This window comes from Neobacillus sp. (assembly GCF_031988165.1).
In the GTDB taxonomy this organism is placed as follows: Bacteria; Bacillota; Bacilli; order Bacillales; family Cytobacillaceae; genus Neobacillus; species Neobacillus rhizosphaerae.
This window is the reverse complement of the sequence record NZ_DALZYO010000047.1, coordinates 1-21,111: the sequence shown is the minus strand read 5'-3', so window position 1 is coordinate 21,111 and position 21,111 is coordinate 1. Positions and strand designations below refer to the sequence as shown.

22 protein-coding genes and 2 riboswitches are annotated in these 21,111 nt (G+C 39.0%); of the genes, 21 read left to right on the top strand and 1 reads right to left on the bottom strand.

What is annotated here, in order from left to right; all coding sequences use genetic code 11:
* Nucleotides 1–157: 157 nt before the first annotated feature.
* The 18 genes from RTR43_RS22140 to RTR43_RS22055 all read left to right on the top strand — a co-directional run bounded on the left by RTR43_RS22140 (nucleotide 158) and on the right by RTR43_RS22055 (nucleotide 16,205).
* On the top strand, nucleotides 158–637 hold the full coding sequence (locus RTR43_RS22140) for a GyrI-like domain-containing protein (protein WP_312475342.1): 480 nt from the start codon (nucleotides 158–160) through the stop codon (nucleotides 635–637).
* Between the two features lie 146 nt (nucleotides 638–783).
* A riboswitch (FMN riboswitch) is annotated at nucleotides 784–931 on the top strand.
* A gap of 126 nt (nucleotides 932–1,057) precedes the next feature.
* On the top strand, nucleotides 1,058–2,140 hold the full coding sequence (ribD, locus tag RTR43_RS22135) for a bifunctional diaminohydroxyphosphoribosylaminopyrimidine deaminase/5-amino-6-(5-phosphoribosylamino)uracil reductase RibD (protein WP_312475340.1): 1,083 nt from the start codon (nucleotides 1,058–1,060) through the stop codon (nucleotides 2,138–2,140).
* A 15-nt stretch (nucleotides 2,141–2,155) separates the two neighbouring features.
* Nucleotides 2,156–2,815: a riboflavin synthase gene (gene ribE / locus RTR43_RS22130; protein WP_312475339.1), complete on the top strand. Its 660-nt coding sequence runs from the start codon at nucleotides 2,156–2,158 to the stop codon at nucleotides 2,813–2,815.
* A gap of 62 nt (nucleotides 2,816–2,877) precedes the next feature.
* Nucleotides 2,878–4,071 (top strand): bifunctional 3,4-dihydroxy-2-butanone-4-phosphate synthase/GTP cyclohydrolase II, encoded by a 1,194-nt coding sequence (locus RTR43_RS22125; RefSeq protein WP_312475335.1) that lies wholly within the window; start codon nucleotides 2,878–2,880, stop codon nucleotides 4,069–4,071.
* 26 nt (nucleotides 4,072–4,097) lie between these two features.
* Nucleotides 4,098–4,568, top strand: coding sequence for a 6,7-dimethyl-8-ribityllumazine synthase (gene ribH / locus RTR43_RS22120; RefSeq protein WP_312475333.1), 471 nt, complete (start codon nucleotides 4,098–4,100; stop codon nucleotides 4,566–4,568).
* Nucleotides 4,569–4,750: 182 nt separating this feature from the next.
* Nucleotides 4,751–4,943: riboswitch (cobalamin riboswitch) on the top strand.
* Between the two features lie 173 nt (nucleotides 4,944–5,116).
* Entirely contained in the window at nucleotides 5,117–6,079 is a 963-nt protein-coding gene (locus RTR43_RS22115; protein ID WP_312475330.1) for an ABC transporter substrate-binding protein, read from the top strand.
* Nucleotides 6,045–7,106: a FecCD family ABC transporter permease gene (locus RTR43_RS22110; protein ID WP_312475328.1), complete on the top strand. Its 1,062-nt coding sequence runs from the start codon at nucleotides 6,045–6,047 to the stop codon at nucleotides 7,104–7,106. Before RTR43_RS22115 ends, RTR43_RS22110 begins: the two co-directional genes overlap by 35 nt.
* Nucleotides 7,107–7,109: 3 nt before the next feature.
* Entirely contained in the window at nucleotides 7,110–8,576 is a 1,467-nt protein-coding gene (locus tag RTR43_RS22105; protein WP_312475326.1) for an adenosylcobinamide amidohydrolase, read from the top strand.
* Nucleotides 8,573–9,538 (top strand): adenosylcobinamide-phosphate synthase CbiB, encoded by a 966-nt coding sequence (cbiB, locus tag RTR43_RS22100; RefSeq protein WP_312475323.1) that lies wholly within the window; start codon nucleotides 8,573–8,575, stop codon nucleotides 9,536–9,538. Before RTR43_RS22105 ends, cbiB begins: the two co-directional genes overlap by 4 nt.
* The gene (gene cobD, locus RTR43_RS22095; RefSeq protein ID WP_312475320.1) at nucleotides 9,513–10,589 is read left to right on the top strand and encodes a threonine-phosphate decarboxylase CobD; all 1,077 of its coding nucleotides are present in this window, start codon (nucleotides 9,513–9,515) and stop codon (nucleotides 10,587–10,589) included. The genes cbiB and cobD overlap by 26 nt, the downstream gene beginning before the upstream one ends.
* Entirely contained in the window at nucleotides 10,571–11,143 is a 573-nt protein-coding gene (locus RTR43_RS22090) for a bifunctional adenosylcobinamide kinase/adenosylcobinamide-phosphate guanylyltransferase (protein ID WP_312475318.1), read from the top strand. The genes cobD and RTR43_RS22090 overlap by 19 nt, the downstream gene beginning before the upstream one ends.
* On the top strand, nucleotides 11,140–12,645 hold the full coding sequence (locus RTR43_RS22085; protein ID WP_312475316.1) for a cobyric acid synthase: 1,506 nt from the start codon (nucleotides 11,140–11,142) through the stop codon (nucleotides 12,643–12,645). Before RTR43_RS22090 ends, RTR43_RS22085 begins: the two co-directional genes overlap by 4 nt.
* On the top strand, nucleotides 12,642–13,433 hold the full coding sequence (gene cobS / locus RTR43_RS22080) for an adenosylcobinamide-GDP ribazoletransferase (RefSeq protein WP_312475314.1): 792 nt from the start codon (nucleotides 12,642–12,644) through the stop codon (nucleotides 13,431–13,433). The genes RTR43_RS22085 and cobS overlap by 4 nt, the downstream gene beginning before the upstream one ends.
* Complete coding sequence (locus tag RTR43_RS22075; protein WP_312475312.1) at nucleotides 13,403–14,002, top strand: histidine phosphatase family protein; 600 nt, start codon at nucleotides 13,403–13,405, stop codon at nucleotides 14,000–14,002. The genes cobS and RTR43_RS22075 overlap by 31 nt, the downstream gene beginning before the upstream one ends.
* Entirely contained in the window at nucleotides 13,954–14,388 is a 435-nt protein-coding gene (locus RTR43_RS22070) for a bifunctional adenosylcobinamide kinase/adenosylcobinamide-phosphate guanylyltransferase (protein ID WP_312475310.1), read from the top strand. Before RTR43_RS22075 ends, RTR43_RS22070 begins: the two co-directional genes overlap by 49 nt.
* Before the next feature lie 14 nt (nucleotides 14,389–14,402).
* Nucleotides 14,403–14,987, top strand: coding sequence for a cob(I)yrinic acid a,c-diamide adenosyltransferase (locus tag RTR43_RS22065; protein WP_312475307.1), 585 nt, complete (start codon nucleotides 14,403–14,405; stop codon nucleotides 14,985–14,987).
* A complete protein-coding gene (locus RTR43_RS22060; RefSeq protein ID WP_312475304.1) occupies nucleotides 14,977–15,483 on the top strand; it encodes an ECF transporter S component in 507 nt (168 codons plus the stop codon). Before RTR43_RS22065 ends, RTR43_RS22060 begins: the two co-directional genes overlap by 11 nt.
* Nucleotides 15,480–16,205 carry an ATP-binding protein gene (locus tag RTR43_RS22055; RefSeq protein WP_312475302.1) on the top strand — a complete coding sequence of 242 codons (726 nt, stop codon included), beginning with the start codon at nucleotides 15,480–15,482 and terminating at the stop codon, nucleotides 16,203–16,205. The genes RTR43_RS22060 and RTR43_RS22055 overlap by 4 nt, the downstream gene beginning before the upstream one ends.
* Nucleotides 16,206–16,273: 68 nt before the next feature.
* Here RTR43_RS22055 and RTR43_RS22050 read toward each other — a convergent pair whose 3' ends face one another.
* Complete coding sequence (locus RTR43_RS22050) at nucleotides 16,274–18,376, bottom strand: transglycosylase domain-containing protein (RefSeq protein ID WP_312475300.1); 2,103 nt, start codon at nucleotides 18,374–18,376, stop codon at nucleotides 16,274–16,276.
* Nucleotides 18,377–18,612: 236 nt separating this feature from the next.
* Between RTR43_RS22050 and RTR43_RS22045 the strand changes: the two genes are divergently transcribed.
* The 3 genes from RTR43_RS22045 (at nucleotide 18,613) to RTR43_RS22035 (ending at nucleotide 21,016) form a co-directional block, all read left to right on the top strand.
* A complete protein-coding gene (locus RTR43_RS22045; RefSeq protein ID WP_312475298.1) occupies nucleotides 18,613–19,311 on the top strand; it encodes an ABC transporter ATP-binding protein in 699 nt (232 codons plus the stop codon).
* Complete coding sequence (locus RTR43_RS22040) at nucleotides 19,302–20,651, top strand: ABC transporter permease (protein ID WP_312475295.1); 1,350 nt, start codon at nucleotides 19,302–19,304, stop codon at nucleotides 20,649–20,651. The genes RTR43_RS22045 and RTR43_RS22040 overlap by 10 nt, the downstream gene beginning before the upstream one ends.
* A 98-nt stretch (nucleotides 20,652–20,749) precedes the next feature.
* Nucleotides 20,750–21,016, top strand: a complete 267-nt coding sequence (locus RTR43_RS22035; protein WP_312475293.1) for a phage holin — start codon at nucleotides 20,750–20,752, stop codon at nucleotides 21,014–21,016.
* The last annotated feature ends 95 nt before the right edge of the window (nucleotides 21,017–21,111 follow it).

Genomic DNA, 21,111 nt, shown 5'->3' with positions numbered 1-21,111 from the left:
GGTTATTACGGAAAATTATGGTAAAATGATGTTTTTTGTCGTTATTTTATTATTTAGCCATTATAAAACTGATGATTTAGTCGAATTTTCTTTGCAGGATTTTAAGGGATATTTTTAGAATTATAGAAATAAGATAGAGATTAAAGGGGGGATTTGCTTGGATATCCAAGTGATCGAAAAAGAAGATATAAATGTAGTTGGAATTTGTTGGAATGGCACATATTCACAGTTGGGAACAATTTCGAGTCTCTTTAGAAACATGGAGCAACGTCTTGATGAAGTATCATATCAGACAGATGAACCAGTTTTGATTGCCCCATTTCACAGCCGGGAAACGGAGCTTACCTATTATGTAACCAAACCAGTTGAAAAAATCAGTCAAATCCCTGCAGGTATGGTCGGTTTTACGATTCCCAGTAAAAACTATGTTTTCACTACCTATAAGGGCAGTCTGGATGGAGTTGAAAATACATACCTACAAATGTTCTCTTGGATGCAAGAGTATGGCTATGAACAGGATCATCATGCATTAAGTTTAGAAATCTATAAAGAAAAATATAAACACCAAAATGCGAATGGTGACCTGTATTTTGAGATATATTTACCAGTAAAGTCTTATAAAAAAAATAATCAATGAAAGAAATAAATTTAATTAATAGTAATGTGATTTTTGGGAGGAGTACCACCTCCCATTATTTTTTTGCTTCTTTTCAGGGCTTTGTTTTGTGCATTTCCCTTTACTGTTTGAATTAAGTATAATAACATATAAATGTATATTCGAATAATTTCCTTCGGGGTCAGGTGAAATTCCTAACCGGCGGTGATGAAGCAATGCTTCTTAGTCCGTGACCCGGTTAACATATTTTGTTAAACGGTGGATCTGGTGAAACTCCAGGACCGACAGTTAAAGTCTGGATGGGAGAAGGAAAAGGCAGGATTAAGGGTAGGGTGAATTGTACCTATTTTTAAGCCTTAATTTTCTATTGTCTTTTTTCAGGACCCTGAAGACCTTTTGTCTTCAGGGTCTTTTTATATCCTTTTTAAGGGAGTAAGGACTATGAACGATACCGACTACATGAAATTAGCTTTAAATCTTGCCAAAGGCACGTTGGGGCAAACATCACCCAATCCCGTTGTTGGTGCCGTACTGGTGAAGGAAAATCAAATTATTGGCATGGGGGCACATTTAAAAGCGGGTGAACCTCATGCAGAGGTACATGCTATTCAAATGGCTGGAGATAAAGCAAAAGATTCAACCTTGTATGTAACACTCGAGCCATGCAGCCATTTCGGAAAGACACCGCCCTGCTCAGATTTGGTAATAAAGACAGGTGTGCGTAAAGTATTTGTTGCAACTACTGATCCAAATCCCCAAGTTGCAGGTACAGGTATGGAACGAATGAAAAAGGCAGGAATCGAAGTGGAAGTTGGAATGCTGCAACAGCAGGCACTAGAGCTGAATAAAGCCTTTTTCTATAACATCCAAACAAACCTTCCCTTTGTCACCTTGAAATCTGCTGCCAGTTTGGATGGAAAAACGGCAACAGTAACCGGTGAAAGCATGTGGATTACAGGTGAGGAAGCGAGAAGTGATGTTCATCAATTGCGCCATCAGCATGACGGGATTTTAGTTGGTGTAAATACGGTAATACAGGATAATCCCAGCTTGACGACAAGGCTTGAGACAGGTGGTAAAAACCCAATTCGGATCATATTGGATACTCATCTGAGGACACCGCAGAACGCGAAAGTAATTAAAGATTTTTTGGCACCAACATGGCTTATCACAGGGGCTGAAGTCGACCAAAAACGAGTAGAACAGTTTACCGAAATAGGGATTGAAGTGATTAAATTGGAAAAACAGCAGATAATCATTAAAGATCTGTTAGTGACTTTAGGAAAAAGGGGAATCACTTCGCTTTTTGTCGAAGGCGGATCAGAAGTGCATGGCAGTTTTTTAAAGGAACGTGCCTTCCAACAAATCATTACCTATATTGCACCGAAATTAATAGGTGGAAAACTAGCCCCAACCCTATTCGGTGGTGAAGGAATTGAAAAAATGGCCGAGGCTGTTTTGCTGAACATTAAACAGGTGGATATGATTGGCAGCGATATAAGAATTATCGCTGAACCTAAGTAAGGAGCAGGAATTATTATGTTTACCGGAATCATTGAGGAAATTGGGGTAGTCTCGAATATCCAACGGACAGGTGAGTCGTTTGTTCTTACATTAGATGCGAAAAAAATCCTTAAAGATGTGCATCTTGGAGACAGCATTGCTGTCAACGGCGTATGCCTAACAGTTACAACTTTTTCAGGCAATCATTTCACGGTAGATGTGATGCCGGAAACAGTCAATGCGACCAGTTTAAAGATGGTTAAGCGGGGTTCCAAAGTTAATTTGGAAAGGGCAATGGCAGCTGGTGGAAGGTTTGGCGGTCATTTCGTCTCAGGACATATCGATGGAACAGGAGTTATTAAAAGTAAACAGGCCTTCGAAAATGCAGTTTATTATACAATTGAAGCCGATGAAGAATTGTTAAAGTATGTGATATTAAAAGGTTCCATTGCAGTGGATGGGACAAGCCTTACTGTCTTTGGCGTAACGGAAAATAGTTTTACGATATCACTAATTCCACATACATTGTCGGAAACGGTCTTGGGACTAAAGGGTTCCGGGGATATCGTCAATTTAGAATGTGACATGATTGGAAAATACGTTGGACATTTTTTTAACAAGATGACATTAGATAATCAGCAAAAAAGTAGGACAGCGATAACCACGAAATTTTTAGAAGAAAACGGCTTTTTATAATCGATAATTCGGAAAAACTTGGTTTAGCCAGGGTTTTGTAATATAAAGAGGAGTGATATGGCGTGTTTAATACAATTGATGAAGCCATAACTGATTTAAAAGAAGGAAAGGTTGTCATTGTTTGCGATGACGAGGATAGAGAAAATGAAGGGGACTTTATCGCCCTAGCTGAAAAAACTTCACCAGATGTGATTAATTTCATGGTCACCTATGGACGAGGACTCGTATGTGTTCCTATCGAGGAAGAATTAGCACAAAAACTTGACTTACTCCCGATGGTTTCAAACAATACGGATTCACATGGAACTGCTTTTACTGTAAGCATTGACCATAAATTTTCAACAACTGGGATTTCTGCCTTTGAACGTTCCGCCACAGTTTTAAGCATGCTGGATCCAGCGTCTAAAGCTGCTGATTTTAAAAGACCTGGTCATATTTTTCCGCTTATAGCTAAAAAAGGTGGGGTGCTGCGAAGAACAGGACATACGGAAGCAGCAGTAGACCTAGCTAAATTATGTGGCGCCAAGCCTACCGGGGTCATTTGTGAAATCATGAATGAGGACGGTACGATGGCGCGTGTTCCTCAGCTTCGTAAAATTGCTGATAATCTAAACGTGAAAATGATAACGATAAAAGACTTGATTGAATACAGAAACAAAAAGGATAACTTAATTAAACGAGAAGTAGAAATTAATTTACCTACAGAATTTGGCACCTTTAAAGCGGTCGGTTATTCGAATCTTGTTGACGGAAAAGAGCATGTCGCCTTAGTGAAGGGTGAAATTGATCCTGAAACTCCTGTCCTTGTTAGAGTTCACTCAGAATGTTTGACAGGTGATGTTTTCGGTTCGTACCGCTGTGATTGCGGACCACAGCTCCATGCTGCCTTAAGCCAAATTAATCATGCGGGGAATGGAGTCCTGTTGTATATGCGTCAGGAAGGCCGTGGTATCGGTTTGCTAAATAAACTAAGAGCCTATAAGCTTCAAGAAGAAGGCTATGATACCGTAGAAGCCAATGAAAAGCTTGGTTTTGGTGCCGATTTAAGAGAATACGGCATTGGAGCCCAAATTTTGAAGGATTTAGGCATAAAAAAAATGCTGTTATTAACGAATAACCCACGAAAAATAAAAGGTCTAAAAGGATATGATCTTGAGGTAGTGGAACGGGTGCCGCTACAAATGGAAATGAGAACGGAAAATGCCAATTATTTAAGAACAAAGCACGATAAACTTGGTCATTTGTTTCATTATTAAACAATAAGTATATGGAGGTTTCCACAATGGGAAATATTTTCGAAGGAAATTTGGTAGGATCTGGATTAAAAGTAGGTATCGTGGTTGGTCGGTTTAACGAATTCATTACAAGTAAATTATTAGGCGGTGCGCAGGATGCCCTTAAAAGACATGGAGTCAATGAATCCGACATTGATATCGCCTGGGTTCCAGGTGCATTTGAAATTCCATTGATCGCTCAAAAGTTGGCCAATAGTAAAAAATATGATGCTGTTATCACACTCGGTACAGTCATTCGAGGTTCCACTCCTCATTTTGATTATGTATGTAATGAAGCGGCAAAGGGAGTCTCCACGACTGCATTAACTAGTGGCATTCCTATTATTTTTGGAGTGTTAACAACTGATTCGATTGAACAGGCCATCGAGCGTGCCGGAACTAAGGCAGGTAATAAGGGCTGGGATGCAGCAGTTGCGGCAATCGAAATGGCTAACCTTTGCAGAAATATTGAACAATAAAACACAATACCTAGAATTCATTGTTGGTCAGAATTGAAGGTATTTCTTGGTTTCCTCACCAGGGAAAGGGTTAATCTGGAAATAATAAATAATATAAAAAGTTCCTACTTAAATAGAGTGTTAAATTAAAGCAAAAAACATATACAAACCATTCCACTTTTTTTATAATAGAATTAACAAAATAAAATTGATTAAAATTGGGTGCTGAAATCTTATTGGAAGATTTTTAGCTTAAAAGGGAAGTTTGGTTAAAAGCCAACGCGGTCCCGCCACTGTAAATGGGAGCAACCTATAAAATGTCACTGTCAATGAGATGGGAAGACATAGGAAGTGATGATCATGAGCCAGGAAACCTGCCTAATTCTTGTGCGCCAAAAAACCTACGAGGATAGGGGGGTGTTGAAGGCTAGACTCCTTTTACTTTATGTTAGTAATTGAATCTAATCGAACCAACATCTTCATGTTATATGGAGATGTTTTTTTATTGGCACAAGTAGGATTTATTTTTGTTACGGTCATTATATTTAAACAGAAAGCAGGGAGAAAAAATGAAGAAATTGTATTCTTTATTGTTAATAGTATTATTAACAGTAGGAGCTTTAGCAGGTTGTGCTGAAAAGAAGGATCAAGTTAATGAGGGTAATAAAGCAAGTGTTGAGAAAAAAACGGAAGTCACTTTTCCAGTTACCATAAAAGATGCATTAGGTAATCAGGTTGTTTTAGAAAAGAAGCCTGAAAAGATTGTCTCATTGTTGCCAAGTAATACGGAAATTGCCTATTCCTTAGGTCTAGGGAAAGAAGTTGTCGGTGTTTCTGATTATGATAATTATCCTGAAGATGTCACGAAAAAAGAGAAAATTGGCGGACAAGATATTAATTTGGAAAAAATTATCTCCTTGAAGCCCAATTTAGTATTAGCTCATGCCTCTTCCGCCCATAATTCAAAAGAAGGGCTACAGCAGTTAAAAGATGCCGGAATTCCAGTGCTTGTTGTCAATGATGCGCAAAATTTTGAACAAGTGTATGATTCCATTAGTATGGTTGGCAAAGCTACTGGAGAAACAAAAAAAGCAGACGAAATCATCAAAGGAATGAAGGACAAACTAGCTGAAATTATCGCAAAGACGAAGGGAATAAAAGAAAAGAAAAAGGTATTGGTTGAAGTATCGCCCGCTCCAGACATATATACCGCTGGAAAGAAGACTTTTATGGATGAAATGTTAAGCTCGATTCAAGCGGAAAATATCGCAAATGATCAAGAAGGCTGGATCAAAATTGATCAAGAAGCAATGATAAAACGAAATCCCGATGTTATCATTACTACATATGGGTACTATGTAAAAAATCCGGCTGAACAAGTATTAAATAGAAAAGGCTGGGAAACTGTTAATGCTGTAAAAAACAAGCAAGTAATCGATGTCGATTCTGATCGTGTAACTCGCTCAGGTCCAAGGGTCGTTGAAGGAGTAGAAGATCTTGCAAAGGCTATCTATCCTGAAATTTTTAAATAATAAGTATGTTGCTTATGGAGTAGCTGGGATTTTTCTGTTTATTTCTATTTTATTAGGGATTTCAATAGGATCTGTTCACGTTTCGATGGTAACTATTATTCAAATTATTTGTGCTAAATTATTTGGGGGTATTTCACTAGGGTCTATTGACCCGATGTATTCAAGTATTGTGTTGAATATTCGTCTACCTAGAGTAATATTAGCAGGCCTAGTTGGGGCAGCTCTTGCAATTTCAGGAGCGGCCTTTCAAGGTCTATTAAGAAACCCGTTAGCAGATCCATATACATTAGGTGTATCTTCTGGGGCGTCAGTGGGGGCGGTCCTGACCTTGTTTTTTCATCTATCCATCCCATTTATAGGTTCCTTCACATTACCATTACTTAGTATCCTATTTTCCTTTTTTACCATCTTTTTAGTACTTGCTTTTGCCCGGAAAATCGAGCGCTCAATGAGAGTGGAGACGATTATATTAACGGGTATCATCTTTAGCTCCTTTTTAGGAGCACTTATTTCTCTCATGATTGCACTAACTGGAGATGAGCTGAGGCAAATTATTGGCTGGCTCTTAGGAAGTGTATCGATGAGAGGTTGGGAATACATAAAAATCATTTTGCCATTTTTTATCATTGGTTCAGCGATACTTATCTTTAATGCAAAAGAATTAAATGCCGTGTCATTTGGGGAAGAAAGAGCACAGCATTTAGGGGTAAATGTTCAAAAAAGAAAGCTAGTCATCTTAACGGCTGGTTCCATTTTAACAGGAGCTGCGGTTGCCGTTTCCGGAACGATCGGTTTTGTTGGGCTTGTTATTCCCCACCTTTCAAGAATAATATGGGGACCCGATCATCGGCATCTTCTTCCACTATCCATTTTAACGGGAAGCGGATTCTTAATTCTAGCTGATCTCCTGTCCCGAACGATTATTTCTCCAACAGAATTGCCAATTGGGGTGATTACCGCTTTAATTGGTGCACCAGTATTTGCATTAATCCTACTACAAAGAAAAAGGATGGAAAGAAGTGGATAGAAAGTGCTTAGCGTTCAACAGGTTTCAGGTGGTTACTCAGGTGAAGCTATTTTAAAGGACATTTCTTTTCAAGTGGAACAAGGTGAATTGTTCGGGGTTTTAGGACCAAATGGAAGTGGAAAAACAACCCTGTTAAAAATGATTAGTGGTATCCTGCCATTTCAACAAGGTGAGATTTTAATTCGTGGAAAAAGGCTTCAGGAATATGGGATCAAACAGCTAGCCCAAATGGTTGCCGTTCTTTCCCAGCATTCTTCACAGTCTTTTTCCTATACGGTTAAAGAAACCGTATCACTTGGAAGATATGCTCATCAAAAAGGCTGGTTTCAGACTTGGTCGAAAGAGGATGAGGACATTGTTCAAAGTGTCATGGACCAGACCGGAATATCTTCATTTCAAAATAAAAATATTCAAGAGTTATCTGGCGGTGAAAAACAAAGGGTATTTCTTGCTCAAGCCTTGGCCCAGAAGCCTGAAATTCTTCTTTTAGATGAACCAACAAATCACTTAGATCTATCGTATCAAAAAGAACTTCTAGATCTTTTAAAATTATGGACGACAGAAAATGGATTAACGGTGATCTCGATTTTCCATGATTTAAATCTTGCTGGACTTTATTGTGATCGATTACTCCTGCTGGAAAAAGGAACCATCAACATCAATCATATTCCAAATGAGGTTCTTAGAGAGGATCGAATAAGAGACGTATATCATACAAAAATTCAAAAACACCCCCATCCAAAGGTAGCAGCACCACAAATGGTGTTACTACCCGAAGTGAATAGAGGAACAAAAGTTATTGAAATTAATGAGACCATGTTACATGTTTCGAATGAGTTCATTGACTTAAGGTCCCCAGCCCCATTAAGAACAATGTCTTCTGGTGTGGTTGGCTCGGGTACAGGCTGGCATCAATCTTTTGTCAATCGTCATGTTAGTAAGGACTATAATTGTGATGATCATCGGGTGGAAATGGCTTCCTTTTTAAAATCAAAGGGGTTTGAACCATCAGAGACGGTGGGAATGATGACAGCGGTATGGCTTGAGGATGTGGAGTACCAACTGCTCGAACAAAGCAACTTCTCGATATTTGTTGTTGTCACAGCGGGGGTTGGAAATGCGATTGATGCTTCGAAAAGTGAGGAGCATTCACTTCAATTGACTCCTGGTACGATTAATACCTGGATTTTCGTTAACGGTGAGCTAACGGAGGAAGCATTTATTCAAAGTATTATGACAGCAACTGAAGCAAAGGTAAAGGCAATGCATGATCTCAAGGTGTTAGATGAAGTCACAGGAACCATTGCTACTGGTACCTCAACAGATAGTATTTTGATTGCAGCTTCTCAAACGGGAAAACTGTTAGACTTTGCCGGCACGATTACTCCTCTAGGAAAGCTTATTAGTAAAGCTGTCTATCAGTGCACCACTAAAGCGATTCAAAAATCTCAACAAAGGAAAAAAACATGATTGTCTATCACCTTATCTCGATTACATTTGCTTATATAATTGATTTGCTTATCGGAGATCCCCCTAATTGGCCTCATCCTGTAAGATGGATTGGATCGATAATAACATTTTTAGAGAAGCGATGGAATCAAAGGAAATTTAAAAGATGGAAAGGGGTTGCGATGCTCCTTTTTATTTTACTGTTTATTTTTTCCATTGTGTTCCTTGTAGTATTTATAGGGTATAAGATTCATCCTTTTATTGGAATATTGGTAGAAAGTATCATTATTTCTACATCAATCGCCCAAAGAAGCTTGAAGAAAGCTTCTCTCGAGGTCTATCAACCGTTAAAATCAGGAAACCTAGTCCAAGCAAGAAAGAAATTATCCTATATTGTTGGCCGTGATACTGATAACCTTGACGAAAGTGAGATAGCGAGGGGAACGATTGAGACTGTTGCAGAAAATACGAGTGACGGAGTGACGGCCCCTTTATTTTGGGCACTAATCGGAGGAGCTCCCCTCGCTATGGTCTATCGGGCAACCAATACTTGTGATTCAATGGTTGGGTATGTAAACGAAAGATATAAAGAGTTTGGCTGGGCATCTGCTAAATGGGATGATGTGATGAATTGGATCCCAAGCCGTCTAACAGGAATCATTATGCTGTTAGGAAAACGTCCAGAATGTGGGAGTTATCGAAAAGCTTGGGAGATCATGTTCCGAGATGCGAAAAAGCATCCGAGCCCAAACAGCGGCTGGGGAGAAGCTGCTGTTGCTGCTATTTTAGGGATTCAGCTTGGCGGCAGGAACTATTACAAAGGGGTGGTTTCGAACCGAGCAAAAATGGGTGAACCCATATATCCGATTCAGGCGGAACACATCATAAAGGCGAATTTCATTTTAGCAAAAACAGTATTTTTATTTTTACTATTATTATGGATCGGAGGAATGCTCTTTGATTTGGCCTTCACATGGCTCTAATCCTCAGTACCTATATGAGGCAATGGGGCTTTCGCTCCCAAAGCATTATAATGATTTTAGCGCAAATATCAATCCTCTTGGTCCACCTCCTATTTTGAAAGAAAAATGGATGGAATTTTATCAAGAAATTTTCGTTTATCCAGATCCCTATGCTATCCAGCTTAAAAAAAGGATCGAAAACCTGGAACAGGTTCCTGTAGATTCTATTTTGATTGGAAATGGGGGAGCAGAGCTTATTACCTTGGTTGCACGAATGCTTGCAGGAAAAAGGGTATTATTGGTACAGCCAACCTTTTCGGAATATGAAAAATCCTGTCAGGCAAACAAATGTGAAGTTCTGTATCATCAACTATGTGAGCCTCATTTCGAATTAAATCTTGATGAATTGCGTGCTAAACTAGGGCATGTCGATGCAATGTTCCTTTGCAATCCGAATAATCCAACAGGTATTCAATATCCTAGTTCAACGATTTTATCGTTAATCGAGGAATGTGAGATGCACAATTGTCTCGTTATTTTAGATGAAGCATTTTTTGATTTTTTAATAGAATATGACTCATTCATTCCATACATAAACAAGTTTTCAAATTTAATTATTATTCGATCGTTGACAAAAATGTTTGCGATTCCGGGCATTCGCTTAGGATATTTGGTCGCTCAACCTGATACTATTTTAATGCTTAGCCAACTCCAGTCGCATTGGAGTATTAATACCATTGCATTAAGAGCAGGTGAGTTATGCTTAGAAAATGAATCTTTTATTAAGGGGACACAGGAATATATTAATAATGAGCGGAAAAGGATCTTTGATTTTTTTAAACAAAAGGAATTTGTTGTTTCTTCTTCCAAAGTTAATTTCTATTTATTGCGAGATCCATTTTTACATGATCAGTATAAATTGTTTGAATTTCTACTTCATAATGCTATCGTTCCTCGACATACATTTAATTTTCCAGGTTTGGAGGGAAGATGGCTTCGTTTTGCTATCAAAGGCAGTGAAGAAAATAATCATTTAATGGAGGTGTTAGCGGAATGGCGTCATCATCATTAATCTTCATTACTGGAGGTGTAAGAAGCGGAAAAAGCAGCCTGGCAGAAAGGCTAGCTTTAGAGTTAGCAAGCCAATCAGGGGGACCACTATATTACATTGCAACGGGAGTTCCTTCTGATTCAGAAATGCAGGAACGAATTGAAAAGCACCAGAGCGATAGAGAAGCTGGGACATACCAATGGAAAACGATCGAACAGTCTGTTCAAATTGGTATGCTTGACGAAACTTTTTCTAGTGGGGATATCATTTTATTAGATTGTGTGACAACACTATTAAATAATGAACTGTTTTCTACTGAGCAAACGTGGAATGATTCTTTTTTAGAAACGGTTAAAGAAAAAATTATTACAGGGATCATTTCGATAAAAAATCGAGCAGGAACAATGATTGTCGTTAGTAATGAAGTTTTAAATGAGTCATTACTGGGAAATGATCTCGTATTTTTATATGGTCGCTTGCTGGGACAGATCCATCAGGTTTTAGTTGAAGAAGCGGATCAAGCTTTTTTAGTGGAAGCGGGGATTCCAATTGTTATGAAGGGTGTGAGGCAATGAAAGGAGTTATGATTCAGGGCACTGCTTCGGATGTCGGAAAAAGTCTAATTGTTACGGCCATGTGCCGAATTCTTGCCAATGAGGGTATAAAAGTAACCCCCTTCAAATCACAAAATATGTCTAATAATTCCTACGTTACGGTAGACGGAAAAGAGATCGGCAGAGCACAAGGAATCCAAGCTGAAGCTGCTAGACTTGAGCCAACAGTATGGATGAATCCCATTTTATTAAAGCCGCGTTCTAATCAGAACGCTGAGGTAGTTTATTTAGGAAAAGCGATCGAGACTTATTCGGGGCGTGAATATCGGGAACAATTTTATGAAAAGGGGATAGAAGTGATTAAGAAATCTCTTGATCATCTTGAGGAACATTTCGAGGTAGCGGTGATTGAGGGAGCAGGCAGCCCCGTTGAAATCAATTTAAAGGATCGGGAAATTGTCAACATGATGGTAGCTGAACTGGCGGATGTTCCTGTTGTGCTTGTAGCTGATATTGATCGTGGTGGAGTATTTGCGAGTATTGTTGGCACCCTTGATCTGTTGGAGCCTAAAGAAAGGAAAAGAGTCGTAGGGTTGATTATCAATAAATTCCGCGGAGATATCACTTTATTTGAAGATGGAATCGAGTGGCTGGAAAAGAGAACAGGAATCCCCGTATTAGGTGTATTGCCATTTATGGAGAATCATATGATCGATGGAGAGGATTCATTATCCCTCCGCTCTCAATTTTTAACCAAGAAAAAGGGGACTCTTGATATTGCAGTCATCCATCTACCTTATATTTCAAATTACAGTGACTTGGAACCATTCTTATATGAAGAAGATGTTTCGCTACGCTGGGTCAATCATGCTAGTGACTTTGGACAGCCAGATGCCATTATCATTCCTGGTACAAAAAGTACAATTAGCGATTTGAAAAACTTAAGAGATAAGCAGTTAGATATCCTCATCCTACAACATGCCAAGACTGGCGGACATGTAGTTGGCATTTGTGGTGGATATCAAATACTTGGTGAGGAATTGATTGATGTAGATGGTTCTGATACTGGAAAGTTGGCCTCCACGGTGTCGGGATTAGGATGTATTCCTGCGATAACCACTTTCTATAAAGAAAAAGAAACAAATCGAGTTATTGGCAAGTATCACAAAGACACTAGATTGCCCAACAACCAGAAGTTAGAAGGGTATGAGATTCATTTAGGTAAAACCGTTTTTTCTAACAAGGGATGTTCGTTTTTAATATTAGACAATGGGGAAGAAGAAGGTTATTTCGCAAACGACGGCCAAATCATTGGGACGTATCTACATCATTTATTTCATAATGATGAGTGGAGAAGTCACTGGTTAAACATGATTCGGAAAAGAAAAGGAATTCCTGTTCAAGAACCCACTTATATTAAAGACTTTAAAGATAAAAGATTTGATTTTCTAGCTTCCCAAATGAAAAACCATCTAAAATGGGATTTGTTAAAAGACATAATCAATCAATGGAGTACAAGATGAGAAGATTCATAAAAGGATTCTTGATAAACCTTCAATTTTTCACAGCAATACCTATTCACCTTGAATTACCGATGGATCAGCAACATCTAAGAAAGGCAGTGCAAGCTTTTCCTCTATTAGGATTATTACAAGGGGTCATCTATTTATCTCTATTTTATGTGTTTCAAGAGCTAACACCTTTTTCTCATCTAGCATCTGCCTTCTTGCTTTGGCTGGCAACGATATTCCTTACAGGAGGAATCCATCTAGATGGTTGGATGGATGCGAGTGATGCTTATTTTGCCTATCAAGATCAAGAGAAAAGACTTGAAATAATGAAGGATCCTCGAACGGGTGCATTTGGCGTTTTATCCATCATTGTTTTATTAAGCTGTAGATTTCTTTTTATCTATGAGAGTACGCTGAATGTCGAATACGTAACATATATCTTTATTGCTGGGATTCCTTTTTTGAGTAAGAGTGTAATGGGTGTACTGTTGTTAACGGTTAAGTCGGCCAAAAATGAAGGCTTGGGTTCGTTATTCCAAAGTGCGGCAAAACCGCAAGTACTTTGGATCTATCCAGTGTACCTTTTAGGTTTTCTATTTTTAGTTATCTTATTAAATAAAGAATTTTTGCTTGTAGGATTATTGATTTTAGTTGCTGCCTGTTGTTTATACTTTTGCCGTCGTAAAGCAGTGAAATGGTTTGGCGGGATTACGGGAGATGTATTAGGAGCTTCTGTAGAAGGGACTGAGTTAATATTGTGGATGACCGTGTGGTTATTGCATTATTTCGTCATGGTGTAACAGAAGAAAATAAACGAAAAGCTTATTTAGGCTGGAATGATTCTCCCCTTTGTGCTGAATCAAAAGAATTGTCGACAACAAAAAGATATGAGCGCTATTTTTCTAGTGATTTGCAAAGATGTATTCGTACATCGGATATATTATTTCCTAAAACTAAGCTGGTTCTATTAGAAGAATTAAGGGAAATGAATTTTGGCAAATGGGAAGGGAAAACTTACGACGACCTAAGAGAAAATCGTCGCTATCGTCAATGGCTGTCAGATCCTGTTGATAATTGTCCCCCAGCTGGAGAATCTTTTCATCAGTTCAGCAAGCGAGTTCAAGTTGGTTGGGATAGGATTACCCATGACGTTATTTCTCAAAACTTGCAGAGTTGTGCGGTTATTTCGCATGGTGGAGTAATCAGATATCTTTTATCTAAATTTGCACCTGAACAGAAAGAATTTTGGAGCTGGCAGATACAGCATAATCATGGGTTCGAACTTATTTTTGATCGAACCGTGTTAAGGAGGGGTGAACGATGCACTTTATTATTGGAGGTGCCTTTAACGGTAAAAGAGCATGGGTAAAAAAGACTTATCAAGATAGTATGCAAGCTTATTGGCTATCAGCATATAATCACGATTCACTCCCGACAAATTTAATGGATATTGAAGAACCAGTAATCATCTTAGAGGGTGTAGAATTATGGTTGAAAGATTTAACGAAGAACTATGATGTCAACCATTCTCGTGAAATCTGGAACAGGTGTAAAGAAAATTGGCTTACTTGGGAGAAAGCAGGGGTTAATCGCAAATTGGTTGTAATAGGGACCGATATTACAAAAGGAATTGTTCCATTGGAAGTAGAAAATAGAGTATGGCGGGATGTAACAGGCTGGGCATATCAAGATATGGCAGCAAAATCAGATAAAGTCGATGTCATTTGGTATGGATTAAGCCAAAATATTAAATAAGGGGGATAATAGCAATGAGAATTTACACTAGAACTGGTGACAAAGGAAAAACAAGTATTATTGGTGGAAGGGTAGACAAAGATGACACGAGAGTAGAAGCGTATGGAACAGTCGATGAAGTGAATTGCTTTGTTGGTCAAGCGATCACCGAGCTTGATCTGGAAATATTTAAGGATATATTAGATGATCTTGAAAAAATCCAACATGAATTATTCGATTGTGGAGGCGATCTTGCCAATGTGTCTGAAAAACGGGAATTAAAGCTTCATCAAGAATCGATTGATTACCTGGAACAAAAAATAGATGAATATATTGAAGAGGCACCGGAGCTAGAACGTTTTATTTTACCTGGAGGAACAAAGCCATCAGCAACTATTCATATTGCTAGAACAGTTACGAGAAGAGCGGAAAGATTAGTGGTGAAGCTTGTGAAGACTGACCCGAAAACTCCTGACTTAGCATTAATGTACCTAAACCGTCTATCTGATTATTTCTTTGCGTTGGCTAGGATCATAAACTATCGACTAAATGTCAGTGACGTAGAATATGTGCGCAGTGCGAAAGTATTTAGGGATGGGAAGCGTAAGGATGAAAAGTAGGATAAGGGGAAAAATGGTAAGTTGGCTGGCGATGTTAACCGCATTGTCTGCTGTTGGAGCGATGATTAAGATACCAGCTATTGTTGGCAGTGTAGCCTTGGATGTATTTCCAGCTCTATTGGCAGCGGCCTTATTTGGTGGAGTTGCTGGAGCGATTGTGGGCGCATTTGGACATCTAATTTCGGCGATGCTAGGCGGTTTCCCATTAGGACCCATGCATTTTCTTATTGCTGTAGAAATGGCTGCCCTCGTTTGGATTTTTGGAATTCTGTATAAAAATAACAAGAAACTTATAGCTAGTTCGCTTTTTATTCTAGGGAATTCTTTTGTGGCCCCATTACCATTTATTTTTTTAATGAATAAAGGTTTTTATTTGGCCATTGTCCCTTCACTGTTAATCGGTTCGATCCTAAATACAGGTATCGCTATGGTATCTATTCCACGTCTAACTTCACTGGTCGCACATGGTTTATTTAAAAGAGAGGCAAAACAATGAGGGATATTATAACCATTCCCTTTAAAGGAGAGGACTCGCTCATTATCGCTTGTGATAATAGCGGAGCCATTGGGATGAAAGGTCAGGATTCAGTTCATGTACCATACGAAACGGTTGCTTATTATTCCTTTAGAGTGGCGGTCATGGAATGTATCGCGGCTGGTGGACAGCCCCTTTCTGTCGTGCTCCATAATTTTTGCGGAAATGAACCATGGGATGAGCTTGTAAGGGGAGTACAAAAAGGGTTGTTCGAACTAGATTTAAATAATGTGGTTATTACGGGCAGTACGGAAAGTAATTTTCCCCTATTACAATCTGCGGTGGGCTTGGTTGTTATCGGGAAAAAGTCTTTTGTACAACCTACAGAGATGGTTTACGCTGAACAAATGAAAATAGCAGTAGTAGGGATGCCTCTTGTTGGAAACGAAGTGATTGATCAAAATGAACATGTTGTCCCGCTTTCTATTTTTCACGAGATAAGTTTAGGTAATAATGTGAAGATTTGGCCTGTTGGCTCTAAAGGAATCTTATTTGAGCTGAATCAGATGTTTTCTAATAAAGAGTTTTCAAAGGAAATGGTTATGACTAATGTAGATGTTTCAAAATCATCGGGTCCAGCTACATGCTTTATTGTCATTTATTACCCTGATCAAGAAGATAAATTAATGAAGATGGCAGGGGATTTTTTTCATTCCGTACAAATAATAAGAAGTAAAAAGTAAAAAGTAAAAAGTAAAAAGTCCAGATTGGAAACTTACAGAAAAAAAGAATAGCGCGCAACAAGGGCGTGCTATTCTTTAAGACTTTTAACTTTTTCAACCAATGAATCAACCGTTTTGCCGATCGTAAATAACACCTTATCCAAGCCCTTTTTCCACCCTGGGGCTTTTTCTTTTATCGTCGAACCAAGCTTTTGAGCATTTTTATTTAATTCTTTACTTATTTCCTTTGCCTGCTCCTGAATGCTTTTCTCCGGCTTTACATCGCCAGCTAACTGAGCATTAATCGATGCTGTTTCAAAGTTTTCTTTTGGAAGGTACCGTATTGACTCCTTCATGATTTCTTTGAAAATCGGTACCACATTGGCCGAGCTTGAGCTGGGCAGGTAGTGCTCTTGGTCCGTTTTATCATAACCAATCCAAACAGCTCCCACAATGTTGGGCGTGTATCCGACCATCCATTGATCCTTAGTCCCATTTACCTTGTTAAATGGCAGCTGGGTCGACCCTGTTTTTCCAGCAATTTGTATCCCTGGAATATGGGCGCGTTTTCCTGTGCCTGTTTCAACGACGTTAAGCAGCATTGAGGTCATTTCGCCCGTTACTTTTTGCGAAGTTACCTTTGTCGTTTTTGCTTTTCGTTCGGAAATAATGTTCCCAGTCGGTCCGACAATTTTTGTAATCAGATGGCTATCCTGTCGTGTCCCGCCATTTGGGAAAACGGAAAAAGCATTGGCCATTTGCAGTGGCGAAACCCCCTTACTCATCCCACCAAGAGCAATGGCTAAGTTTTTGTCTGTTTTTTCAACGGGAATGCCAAAACGATTTAATGAATCCAGACCCTTGTTTAAGCCAACCTCATTTAGCAGCCAGACAGCAGGAATATTTAATGAGTCCTCCAGCGCCTTATACATCGGTACCTTACCCTGGTACGTTTTTGAAAAATTTTCTGGTTTGTAATTTCCGAACGTTGTTGGTTCATCGACAAGTTCTGATGAATATTTGTAACCATTTTCAAGAGCCGGTGTATATACAACCAGTGGTTTTATCGTTGACCCAGGTTGGGCCTGTAATTGCGTGGCCCGGTTAAAGCCACGGAAAACATGCTCACCGCGGCCGCCTACAAGGGCACGTACACCGCCGGAAGCAGGATCCATTAACACAGAGCCGCTTTGGACTAATGTATTTCCTTTTCCTTGTGGGAACAAGGAGTTATTCCGATAAACCGTTTCTAGGCCATCTTGTAGGTTGGAATCCAATTCCGTATAAATCCGGTATCCTCTTGTTAAAATCTCATCCTGAGTTAATCCATATTTATTTATTGCCTCATTTAACACGGCATCGACATAATAGGGATATTTCCGTTCGACGTAACTGCCACCGCCATCATCAAGGCGAATTGTTTCTTTCTTCGCTGTGTTGTACTCTGTGGCAGAAATAAACCCGAGTTCCTTCATCTTTCCTAAGACGACATTGCGGCGTTTCACTGCTAAGTCATAATTATTATAAGGATCAAGATAATTCGGCGCGTGTAGAAGTCCTGCCAGCATCGCTGCTTCACTAACAGTAACATCCTTAATATCTTTGTTAAAGTATTTTTTGGAGGCATTACCGATTCCCCAGGACCCGCTTCCGAAATAAACTTGATTGAGATACATTTGCAGAATCTCATCTTTTGAATAAACCTTCTCGATTTTAACCGCTAAAAATAATTCTTCGGCTTTTCGCTTATAAGTACGTTCCGGGGAGAGAAGAGCATTTTTCGTAAGTTGCTGTGTTAGTGTACTGCCGCCTCCTGTAATCCTTCCCGAAAATATATTACCGAAAAAGGCCCGAGCAATTCCCTTAATATCAAAGCCGCCATGCTCATAAAAGCGTTCATCTTCAATTGCCACCACAGCATTTGGTACATACTTCGGCAATTCAGCGATTTTCACGCCCTTCGTCCGATTGGTCGCAACATTGCTGGCAACTTTCCCATTCTTGTCATAAATAACGGTTGGCTGGCTTAAACCCTCCTGCAACGATTGAACATTTGCTCGTGTTGCGAGCCAGGCAAAATAAAGGATCACCGCCAGCACAACGACTAGGATGATTAATAGAAATATTTGTGTGAGGTGTTTCTTTTTCCAAAAACGGATGATTATTTCCCAAAATTGATGTAGCTTGCCCATTATATCTCCTTACTTTCAATAAAGGATTATTCAATTCATTTATTATAAGTTTTCTTATCGAAAAAGACCAACAAAAGGGTTTTTTTCTATTATTATCCCCTACCCTTATTATTTTTACTACTGATACCGTTTAACTATTTGTTGAAGAAAATGGCGAATAAAATTTAGAAAAATGTAGGGGTTACTGAAACAAGCTTCGTCTATTAGGGTGAAGTAAGTGGAAGTAGGAGGAAATTATGATTACGATAAAAAATTTAAGTCATGATTTTGTGATTGGAAAAAAAGGTAGACAGACGATTATACCAGTACTTAGGGATATCACTTTAACGGTTGGAAAAGGGGAAATTGTAACGATTGTTGGAAGAAGCGGATCGGGAAAATCGACACTATTAAATTTAGTCAGTGGCTTTATTCATCCTAAAGAAGGGGAAATCTGGATAAGAGAAGAAAAGGTTTCTGACCTGAATGAAACGAAATTTGCTGATTTCCGCATTAAAAACCTTGGATTCATTTTTCAAAGCTTTCAATTGATTCCAAGTATGACTGCCTTTCAAAATGTGGAGCTCCCGTTAATATTAAAAGGTATAAATGACCGAGAACGGAAAAAGAAAACGGAGGAAATGCTGAAGAAGGTGGGCTTACTGGAATACCAAGACCATTATCCAGGGGAACTCTCTGGTGGTCAGCAGCAGCGGGTCAGTATCGCCCGTGCCTTGATTGTCAATCCGCCGATTATCCTTGCGGATGAACCTACAGGCAGTCTTGATAGTGAAACAGAGGCAGAGCTGCTGAAATTCATCAAGGAATTGAATCGGGATTTGGGAATCACATTTTTGATTATTACTCATGATGATAAAGTGGCAGAGATTGGTCATCGCACAATTGAATTAAGGGACGGCCTTATTGTTGAGGAGGTGGCGAGTTTATGCAATTAAAAGATCAATTCCGCTTTGTGCGCCAAAATATGAAGAAAAATAAAACACGCGTTTTTATGACAATCCTGGCAACTGCAATGGGCTGTGCTTTCCTAATCGTTCTTGCCTCAGTTGGCTTTGGCTTACAGAAATCGGTTGTCAAGGAAATAACCGAACAACGGGTTATCACGCAAATTGATGTTCACGGGAAAGAACTTAATAACCAAGATGGTTTTCGACCTTTAAACGAAACGGATATTCAACTGTTTGAGAAAGTTAAGGATGTTAAAGCAGTAAATAGACGGAAAATGTTACAGCAGGAAAGCACCTATATAATTGGGAGTTACCAAGAATCAGCGCAAACTTATGTCACGAACTTCCCATCAGAAGTCAAAGCAGGGTTTGAATTGTCAGAGGGCAGACTTCCGAAAGGGAAGGATGAAATAGTGGTTGGTTACAATTTCCCGCTAAATCTCGCTTCAAAGGATGCTCCAGGCGATATATATGATAAAAAGGGGCATATAAAGGCAGAGTACCGTTACTCTGGCAAATTAATTGGCCAGAAACTTGAATTAACGGTTAGACAAAACAAAGATGGGAAACAAGTGGAAAAAAAGATTCCATTAACGGTTGTTGGGATTACTAAAAAGCCAACAAGGGAGTGGGCAGAGGATAGAACTGTCTTTATTGCTGATGAGATGTTAACGGAAATTGAGAATTTTACTGGGACGCCAAAAGGGTTGCTGCTAGATGAAAATAGTACAGTTCCCGCGGAATTTAAGGCGCAGGAAAATTCCTATGATGAAGTAAAGATTTATGCGAAAAATATGGAAGCCGTCCAAAGTATTTCTGACAAATTAACGGAAAAGAAATACGGTACCTATTCTGTTGTGAATGAATTGAAGGAAGTCAATATGGTGTTTATGATTGCGAAGGCGGGACTCATTTTTATTGGGACAATCGCGATCCTTATTGCCTCGATTGGAATTTATAATACAATGACGATGGCGGTAACAGAACGCGCGCCAGATATTGGCATCATGAAAGCAATCGGTGCGAATCCGAAAACCATAAAGAGAATATTTTTGCTTGAAAGCAGTTATATAGGATTGATTGGTGCTCTTATCGGAACAGTAGTTTCATATGGGATTAGTTATACGGTTAATTTTGCAATTCCATTAATCATTAAAAAGGCATTTGGCAAGGAATCACAAATTGACTTAATATTTAGTGACATTCCACTCATTTTACCGCTTATTTGTATTGTGATTTGTTTTGGAGTGACAATCATATCAGGATTCCGCCCAGCACAACGAGCAACGAAAGTGGATGTGCTTAAAGCGATGCGAAGAGAAGTTTAATAATTAAATAGAAACCAGTGATAGTCGTGGACAACCATTTCTCGTTCAAACATATGTTAATAGAGAGATCATTTAACATATGAGAAGGGGATGAGGAAATGATTAACTGGAAGATTCGCTTCAAAAACCGAAATTGGGTTATCGCGTTTATTTCACAGCTCTTAATTGTTGCCCAAATGGGGTTGGCAGGTTTACATTCATTGGGTTTAGTTAATTTCCAGATTACGGATGCAATCCATAATTCTATATTAACATTCGTTAATGCTGTATTGATTTTGTTGTCCATGCTCGGAATTGTACAAGACCCAACCACAAAAGGCTATGGAGACAGTGAGCGGGCATTAAAATACAAGGATCCAAATTAGTCTTTTTTAAGTCAGTTCCTTTTGGAGCAGGCTTTTTCTTTGGAAAAGGGGCGGAGCGCCGCAAAAATGAATCACTTTAACCAGTTAAAGTGAAA